The organism is Rhodoluna sp., from assembly GCF_024641065.1.
Classification (GTDB): Bacteria; Actinomycetota; Actinomycetes; order Actinomycetales; family Microbacteriaceae; genus Rhodoluna.
Genome location: NZ_JAHEDV010000003.1, coordinates 162,879 through 169,159, shown reverse-complemented (window position 1 = coordinate 169,159; position 6,281 = coordinate 162,879). Strand labels below are relative to the sequence as shown.

Annotated in this window: 9 protein-coding genes, 1 tRNA gene and 1 pseudogene; 4 read left to right on the top strand and 7 right to left on the bottom strand. The window is 53.7% G+C overall.

What is annotated here, in order from left to right; genetic code table 11:
• The 3 genes and pseudogenes from Q0L26_RS03920 to Q0L26_RS03910 all read right to left on the bottom strand — a co-directional run.
• Nucleotides 1-413 (bottom strand): annotated as a pseudogene (locus Q0L26_RS03920) (DNA-directed RNA polymerase subunit beta); the annotation flags it as partial.
• 186 nt (nucleotides 414-599) lie between these two features.
• Nucleotides 600-965 carry a hypothetical protein gene (locus Q0L26_RS03915; RefSeq protein WP_296647691.1) on the bottom strand — a complete coding sequence of 122 codons (366 nt, stop codon included), beginning with the start codon at nucleotides 963-965 and terminating at the stop codon, nucleotides 600-602.
• A gap of 57 nt (nucleotides 966-1,022) precedes the next feature.
• Nucleotides 1,023-1,112, bottom strand: a tRNA-Ser gene (locus Q0L26_RS03910).
• A gap of 19 nt (nucleotides 1,113-1,131) precedes the next feature.
• Between Q0L26_RS03910 and Q0L26_RS03905 the strand changes: the two genes are divergently transcribed.
• Nucleotides 1,132-2,040: a cation diffusion facilitator family transporter gene (locus Q0L26_RS03905; protein ID WP_296647689.1), complete on the top strand. Its 909-nt coding sequence runs from the start codon at nucleotides 1,132-1,134 to the stop codon at nucleotides 2,038-2,040.
• A 15-nt stretch (nucleotides 2,041-2,055) separates the two neighbouring features.
• Here the strand turns inward: Q0L26_RS03905 and Q0L26_RS03900 are convergent, their stop codons facing one another.
• Both Q0L26_RS03900 and Q0L26_RS03895 read right to left on the bottom strand, forming a co-directional pair.
• The gene (locus tag Q0L26_RS03900; RefSeq protein WP_296647686.1) at nucleotides 2,056-2,709 is read right to left on the bottom strand and encodes an HAD hydrolase-like protein; all 654 of its coding nucleotides are present in this window, start codon (nucleotides 2,707-2,709) and stop codon (nucleotides 2,056-2,058) included.
• Nucleotides 2,710-2,732: 23 nt separating this feature from the next.
• Nucleotides 2,733-3,176 carry a nucleoside deaminase gene (locus Q0L26_RS03895; RefSeq protein ID WP_296647683.1) on the bottom strand — a complete coding sequence of 148 codons (444 nt, stop codon included), beginning with the start codon at nucleotides 3,174-3,176 and terminating at the stop codon, nucleotides 2,733-2,735.
• A gap of 40 nt (nucleotides 3,177-3,216) precedes the next feature.
• Here Q0L26_RS03895 and upp point away from each other — a divergent pair, with 40 nt between their 5' ends.
• The 3 genes from upp to Q0L26_RS03880 are packed head-to-tail and all read left to right on the top strand — an operon-like array spanning nucleotide 3,217 to nucleotide 5,050.
• Nucleotides 3,217-3,852: a uracil phosphoribosyltransferase gene (gene upp, locus Q0L26_RS03890; protein WP_296647680.1), complete on the top strand. Its 636-nt coding sequence runs from the start codon at nucleotides 3,217-3,219 to the stop codon at nucleotides 3,850-3,852.
• Between the two features lie 38 nt (nucleotides 3,853-3,890).
• Complete coding sequence (locus Q0L26_RS03885) at nucleotides 3,891-4,481, top strand: winged helix-turn-helix domain-containing protein (RefSeq protein WP_296647677.1); 591 nt, start codon at nucleotides 3,891-3,893, stop codon at nucleotides 4,479-4,481.
• Nucleotides 4,482-4,483: 2 nt separating this feature from the next.
• Entirely contained in the window at nucleotides 4,484-5,050 is a 567-nt protein-coding gene (locus Q0L26_RS03880) for an ATP-binding protein (RefSeq protein WP_296647675.1), read from the top strand.
• On the opposite strand, the gene Q0L26_RS03875 is transcribed toward Q0L26_RS03880, so the two are convergent.
• Nucleotides 5,047-5,691, bottom strand: coding sequence for a DedA family protein (locus Q0L26_RS03875; protein WP_296647672.1), 645 nt, complete (start codon nucleotides 5,689-5,691; stop codon nucleotides 5,047-5,049). The two genes, Q0L26_RS03880 and Q0L26_RS03875, sit on opposite strands and share 4 nt — an antisense overlap.
• Nucleotides 5,692-5,700: 9 nt before the next feature.
• The gene (locus Q0L26_RS03870; protein ID WP_296647669.1) at nucleotides 5,701-6,276 is read right to left on the bottom strand and encodes a nitroreductase family protein; all 576 of its coding nucleotides are present in this window, start codon (nucleotides 6,274-6,276) and stop codon (nucleotides 5,701-5,703) included.
• Nucleotides 6,277-6,281: the final 5 nt, after the last annotated feature.

The following is a 6,281-nucleotide window of genomic DNA, read 5'->3' as shown; positions in this document are numbered from 1 at the left end:
GGGAAGTCGCCCATGAAGACGGTCTGTGACTTGATTTCACCGGTTAGGTAGTTGGTGAACTCAGCCTTGATGTAAAGCGGCTGGGTGTATGACTTGCCCTTGGTCTTGCACTCGTCAGGAGTGTATGAAGGGTCGTAAAGCTCTGGGTTACCAAAAGTAAGACCCATCTTTGCGTCTTGAGAAGAGTTTGATGAGTCTTCGATCGGTGAGATCTCTTCGAAGATTTCTTCAAGGCCAGTCTTAGCGGCTGGGCCCTCTTTCTCGCGCCATGCAGGGTTACCGACGAGCCAGTCAAAGCTCTCGGTCTGCAGGCTCAATAGATCTGGAAGTTCAATCGGTTCTGGTGACTTAGCAAAGCTAAGGCGTTTAGCCAGACGATCGTTCTTGATGGTTTTTGCGTTCTTCGCAGCCAATGTTCCTCCAAGGAATACTGCTATTTACCAATCGCGACTTGATAAATAGATGGGTGAAAAATCGCAACCTAAACCTGTGACGCCTCAATATGCGGTCACGCGCGCAGCCAAAATATGCATGCGGGGTGTTTGGGAGCAAAAAATTAGTCTATAACGATTACGCCACAGTTGTAAACAGAAAAGTTTTTAACAAGCCACGATGGCGTCATTGATGCTATCGGCCATTGATTGGGCGTCATCCGTGCTGATAACCAAGCGCTTATAGCGCTGACCAGGTGCAGTTGCGAGGGTAATAATCACTGCCTGGCGCTTTGAGAACCAGGCTGCGAAAGTCCAGCCGGCTGGGCGCCAAAAACGGCCATAGGCCAGATAAGTAGGTATGCCGGTGCCGATGCGCATTCCGAGGGTCTGCCAAACATCGTGACCAGCGACCTCAGCGCCTCGAACCAGAGCAGCTGGAATCTTGAGGTCATCGGCCTGCAAAGACATAAAACGCTCACCCTTGGTTAGTTTGACTACCAAATGGGTTGGGGTTAGTTCGATTTGAGGCATGGATAAAGTGTATGGCCGGCCCGTTAAACACAAAAACCCGATTGCTCGGGGATCTGGTGGCGGTGACGGTGGGATTTGAACCCACGGTGGGCTTTCACCCACACAACTTTTCGAGAGTTGCACCTTCGGCCGCTCGGACACGTCACCGTGAAATAGGCTACTACACATGAGTACTGAAGGTTCTATGAAGGCAATCATCGCCGCCCTGCTAGCCAACATTGGCATTGCAATCACCAAATTTATCGCTGCGGCATTTTCGGGTTCTGCATCGATGTTTGCCGAGGGCATCCACTCGCTAGCCGACTCTGGAAACCAAGTTCTACTCATCATCGGCGGCAAGCGTGCAAAGCGCGAGGCAACTGCTTCTCACCCATTTGGTTATGGCCGAAGCCGATACATCTATGCCTTCATGGTTTCAATCGTGCTGTTCTCGATCGGTGGCATGTTCTCGATCAGCGAGGGTCTGTCAAAACTTGAACACCCGCACGAACTTGAGATGGCCTGGTTGCCGCTTGTGGTTTTAGGCGTGGCAATCATCCTTGAAAGTTTCAGCCTTCGCACCGCGCTGGGCGAGGCCAAGCACGCACGCGGCAAGCAGAGTTTGGTTCAGTTCATTCGTCACGCCAAGTCACCTGAACTGCCAGTGGTAATTCTTGAAGACATTGCGGCCTTGGTCGGTTTGGTTCTCGCCTTCCTTGGCGTTGGGCTGACCGTAATTACCCACAACCCAATCTGGGATGCAATCGGCACCCTGGCAATTGGTGCGTTGTTGGTGGCGGTCGCGATCATCCTTGGTCTTGAAACTTCATCGCTTTTGGTGGGCGAGGGCGCAACCGCGGCTGACACCGGCAAGATTCGAGATGCACTCAAAGCAACCAAGGGCGTTCAGTCGGTCATTCATATGAAGACACTTTATTTGGGCCCGGATGAATTGATGCTCGGCGCGAAGATTGCCGTTGACGGCAAAAGCTCGGCAGCTGATATCGCCAAGGTGATTGACGATGCAGAGGATGCAGTTCGCGCTGCTGTGCCTACTACTCGAGTTATCTATCTAGAGCCAGACATCGCTCGATAGTTTTTAGGTTTTGGCTTAGAGGCCGAGCAGCTCACGTAGTTCATCGGCGGTTTCTGCAACGGCGTCAGCCTGAGCCCATTCGCTTTCGTCGCCATAGCCCCACTTGACCAGAATCACTTCGATTCCGTGTTCGCGCGCGCCCTCGATGTCGTGAATTCGGTCGCCAATCAAAACGGTTCGACTTAGGTCTGCGCCTTGAGCTGCCAGTTCGGCGAGCGCATACTCAACCACGGCAGACTTTGTGCTTCGACCCTTTTCAAGATCAGCTGCACCGAGAACATCAAACAGGTCGAGAAAATCAAAGTGCTCGCCAACAATGTTGACGCCAGAGATTCCCTTAGATGTTGCCAAAGAATTTGGCAGACCGGCAGCTTTGCTCGCAGCAATCACATCGAGCACACCGTCAAAGATGTTGGCGTTGACTGCCTGACCGCCGTTTAGGTAGATCTCGCGATAAGTGGCCAGACACTTGGCTGCAACCTCGGCGTCATAGCCGAGAGTCTCGCCGAAGGTCACCTCGAGCGGCGGCCCCAAAAAGGTGCGCATTTGCTCAGCCGGCGGTACCGGTAGGCCAAGAGTTTCGAAGGTGTGCACGAATGAGGCAAAAACACCCGGGGCCGAATCAAGGATGGTGCCGTCTAGGTCCCACAGGACAGTCGTATAGTTCAAGGTTTCCTAGCTGCGCCGGGCGCTTATCGTTTGTCGGTGAAAAAGTTTTTGAGTTGGGCAGAAGCCTCAGCTTCGAGCACTCCCCCGATAACCTCAACCGGGTTTCCTAGTCGAGAATCGCGCAACAGGTCGTAGAGAGATCCGGCCGCTCCGACGCGGTCATCCCAGGCGCCAAAAATAACTTTTGTAATTCTCGCTGCCACAATTGCGCCGGCGCACATCACACAGGGTTCGAGCGTGACCACCAGAGTGCAGTCGGTCAATCGCCAATCAGCGAGCGTTGCGGTAGCTTCGCGAATGGCAATGATTTCGGCGTGACCGGTTGGGTCGTGGGTGACTTCGCGATTGTTGTGTGCTCGAGCAATAATTTGCCCGTCTCGATCAAGGATGAGTGCACCAACCGGAACATCCGTGCCTGATTTTTCAGCTTCGGTCAGGGCCAGCGCCATTAGTTCTTGGTTATTCATGGGCACCCCCTGGTTTGGCAGATTCGGATAGATTTAGCCTATGCGAGTTCACATTGCCGATCACCCACTGATCACCCACAAGCTCACCATTCTTCGCGACAAGAACACCCCATCACCGGTGTTCCGTCAACTGGTTGAAGAGCTAGTGACGCTGCTGGCTTATGAGGCAACCCGTGAAGTTCGCACCAAGAAGATTCAGGTTGAGACTCCGGTTGCGAGTTTTGATGGACTGAACCTTGCTCACCCTCGCCCTATCATCGTGCCGATTCTTCGTGCCGGCTTGGGAATGCTTGAGGGCATGGTCAAGCTTCTTCCAACCGCCGAGGTTGGCTTTTTGGGAATCAAGCGCGATGAAAAAACTTTGGTTCCGCACACCTACGCGAACCGCCTCCCTGATGACCTAACTGGGCGACAGGTTTATATCATCGACCCGATGTTAGCCACCGGCGGAACCTTGATTGACTCGATTGACTATGTATTTGAGCGCGGTGCCACCGATGTTACCGCCGTTTGCCTAGTTGGCGCCCCAGAAGGTTTGGCGGCACTTGAGGCTCACGTGCACGGCAAAGATGTCAAGCTTGTGCTCGGCGCCCTTGATGAAAAATTGAACGAAGACGGCTACATTGTTCCGGGCCTTGGCGACGCTGGCGATCGCCTCTATGGAACCGCTCAGTAATTAGCTGCCCAGCAGCATTTTTGAAAAGAGAGAACCAAATGACTGATACCAACACCGAGGCGCGGGGGTTCGCGCTTTACGTTGGCGTTGACGAGGCTACAGCTAAAGCAGCCGGAATTAGTCTGGCTGAATTGGTTGGCAAACTTCGCGAGACTGTTGCCGAACTTGTTCCAGCAGCGGCGAACGAAACCTATGCTGCGGTTGCCCTGGCCCCTAAGGGTGCTGGCGGGCGACCAATTGATGTAGTTCGAACCGCACTTCGTGACCCACGCGCTATCGACAAGATTGTTGAAGCCCACGAACCGCACGACGAAGAGCAATCACAAGGCTTGGTAATCGACACCCTGCGTCACAAGGTATTCGTCGACGGCGAAAATGCCGAGCTTACCTATAAAGAATTTGCCCTGATCAACTACCTGATCTCACGCGAGGGTTCGACCATCGCGCGCCAAGAGATTATCGATATTCTTTGGGCTGGCGACGAAGAGAACGCACCAAACCAAAGAACTATCGATGTGCACATTCGCCGCCTGCGCGCAAAAATTGCGGGCTATGAAGACATTATTCGCACGGTTCGCGGTGGCGGTTATCGCTTCGACAATCACCCAGACGTGATCTACGAAATCTAGTTTTGACCGAGTTTTCTGACCTCGACGCACTGGCTGGCAAAATCGCTGACCAGGTGCTCGAACTTATTGACCTAGGCAACCAAACACCCATTGTTTTGGTTGATGGCCGCGCTGGCTCGGGCAAATCGACCCTGGCAGATCTGGTTCAGCGCCAGCTGTTCAAAGACGGCGAATCACTGCCGCGGGTAATTCACATGGATGACCTTTATTTTGGCTGGGATGGCCTTCAGGCCGGCGTTGACTACCTGCTGAGATTTATTCTCGGCCCGATCTCGAAGCACACGGTTGCTGAGTGGCAAGAGTTTGACTGGGCAGCCGGCGAGCGCGTCAACTGGCGAGAATTTCGCGGCGGCACACCATTGATCATTGAAGGTTGCGGCTCACTCAGCGCTCCGGCCAGCGAGGTTGCGAACATCCGTGTTTGGTTAGAAGTTGACGAGACTACTCGTCACGAACGCTGGCTAAAGCGCGAGGGCACGGATGAATTCTGGGCCAGGTGGGCTGCTCAAGAAGTTGATTTTTATGCGCGCGAAAAATCTCACGAGCTTGCCGATTTGGTTGGCCCCTAAGCTGAGCGGTTTTTGCGCCAGGCACGAATGCCCGCAACCAACGATGCCAAGATAAAGAAAATTGCGATTGCGTATGAAGCATTTTTCACGGCCGGAATCGAGGCTGCGAAATAGCCGGTGACGGTTAGGCCGGTTCCCCAAGCCAAAGCACCAACGGCATTGGCGCTGAAGAACTTGTAGTAGTTCATCTTGGCGATGCCTGCGATTGCCGGAACAAAAACGCGAGCCCAAGGCATGAATCTCGAAATGACCACAGCCCACCAGCCCCAAGCTAGGTAGAACGCCTCAGATTTGGTGATGGCATTACGCAACCACTGACCCTTGCGGCGATCAAGGTATGGGCGACCAAAGTGGCGGCCAAGCGTGTAGCCAACCTGGTCACCAAGCCAAGCCGAGACACCAACGCCAATAGCCATGACCCAAATGTTGACTTCGTTTGCAGTGCCCACTGAACCAGCGGCGACCAATCCTGCAGCGAAGACCAGCGAGTCACCAGTTATGAACGGAATGAAGGCGCCGACGAATAGGCCGGTTCCAGCAAAAACCAAACCCCAGACCACTCCGTAGAAGAGCCAAGGACCAAGTTGGTCGAACCAACCACTGATCTCTTCAGAAATGGCGAGGTGAATTACTGGTTGCATACAACAAGCCTAAGGCTTGCCAACCAACACGATTTCGTCGAGATCAAGGCGGGTGCGTGGAGCAATTTCGCGCTCATAGGCAGGGCCTTCAAGCTGCTCGGCTGGTGCAACCTTGCCAATAGTTAGAACCACTAGCAACTGCAGTTCTTCTGGCAGGTCAAGAGTTTCAGCCAGGGCAACGTGGTTGATACCACCCATGGTGTGAACGTGCAAGCCAAGCTCGTGAGCCTGAATGGTTAGCTGCGAAACAGCAAGACCAGCGTCATAGTGAGCGGTTGCCGAAGGTGAGCCATCTGGGTTGTTCTTGACCACTGAAACAGCAATGTAGGCAGATGCGGTTGGCGACCAGGCAGCATTGAAGCCGTTTAGACCGGGAACCATTTTGTTGAAGAGTTCGGTGCCGCGCTTGGCAACTGAGAAGCGCCATGGCTGAAGATTGTTTGCGCTAGGCGCCCAGCGAGCTGCCTCGAGAACTGATAGCAATTCGTGCTGGTTGATCTCGTAGGTTGCATCATATGAACGTGGGCTCCAGCGGTTAGCTAGAACGGGCATGATTGGGGCTGCGGTGATTGCGGTTTTAGACATATTTA

Excerpts from the sequence above, each read along its gene's own strand:
- upp (WP_296647680.1), top strand. The coding sequence starts at position 3,217 with ATGCGAGTTCACATTGCCGATCACCCACTGATCACCCACAAGCTCACC.
- Q0L26_RS03895 (WP_296647683.1), bottom strand. The coding sequence starts at position 3,176 with ATGAATAACCAAGAACTAATGGCGCTGGCCCTGACCGAAGCTGAAAAA.
- Q0L26_RS03875 (WP_296647672.1), bottom strand. The coding sequence starts at position 5,691 with ATGCAACCAGTAATTCACCTCGCCATTTCTGAAGAGATCAGTGGTTGG.
- Q0L26_RS03915 (WP_296647691.1), bottom strand. The coding sequence starts at position 965 with ATGCCTCAAATCGAACTAACCCCAACCCATTTGGTAGTCAAACTAACC.
- Q0L26_RS03870 (WP_296647669.1), bottom strand. The coding sequence starts at position 6,276 with ATGTCTAAAACCGCAATCACCGCAGCCCCAATCATGCCCGTTCTAGCT.
- Q0L26_RS03885 (WP_296647677.1), top strand. The coding sequence starts at position 3,891 with ATGACTGATACCAACACCGAGGCGCGGGGGTTCGCGCTTTACGTTGGC.
- Q0L26_RS03905 (WP_296647689.1), top strand. The coding sequence starts at position 1,132 with ATGAGTACTGAAGGTTCTATGAAGGCAATCATCGCCGCCCTGCTAGCC.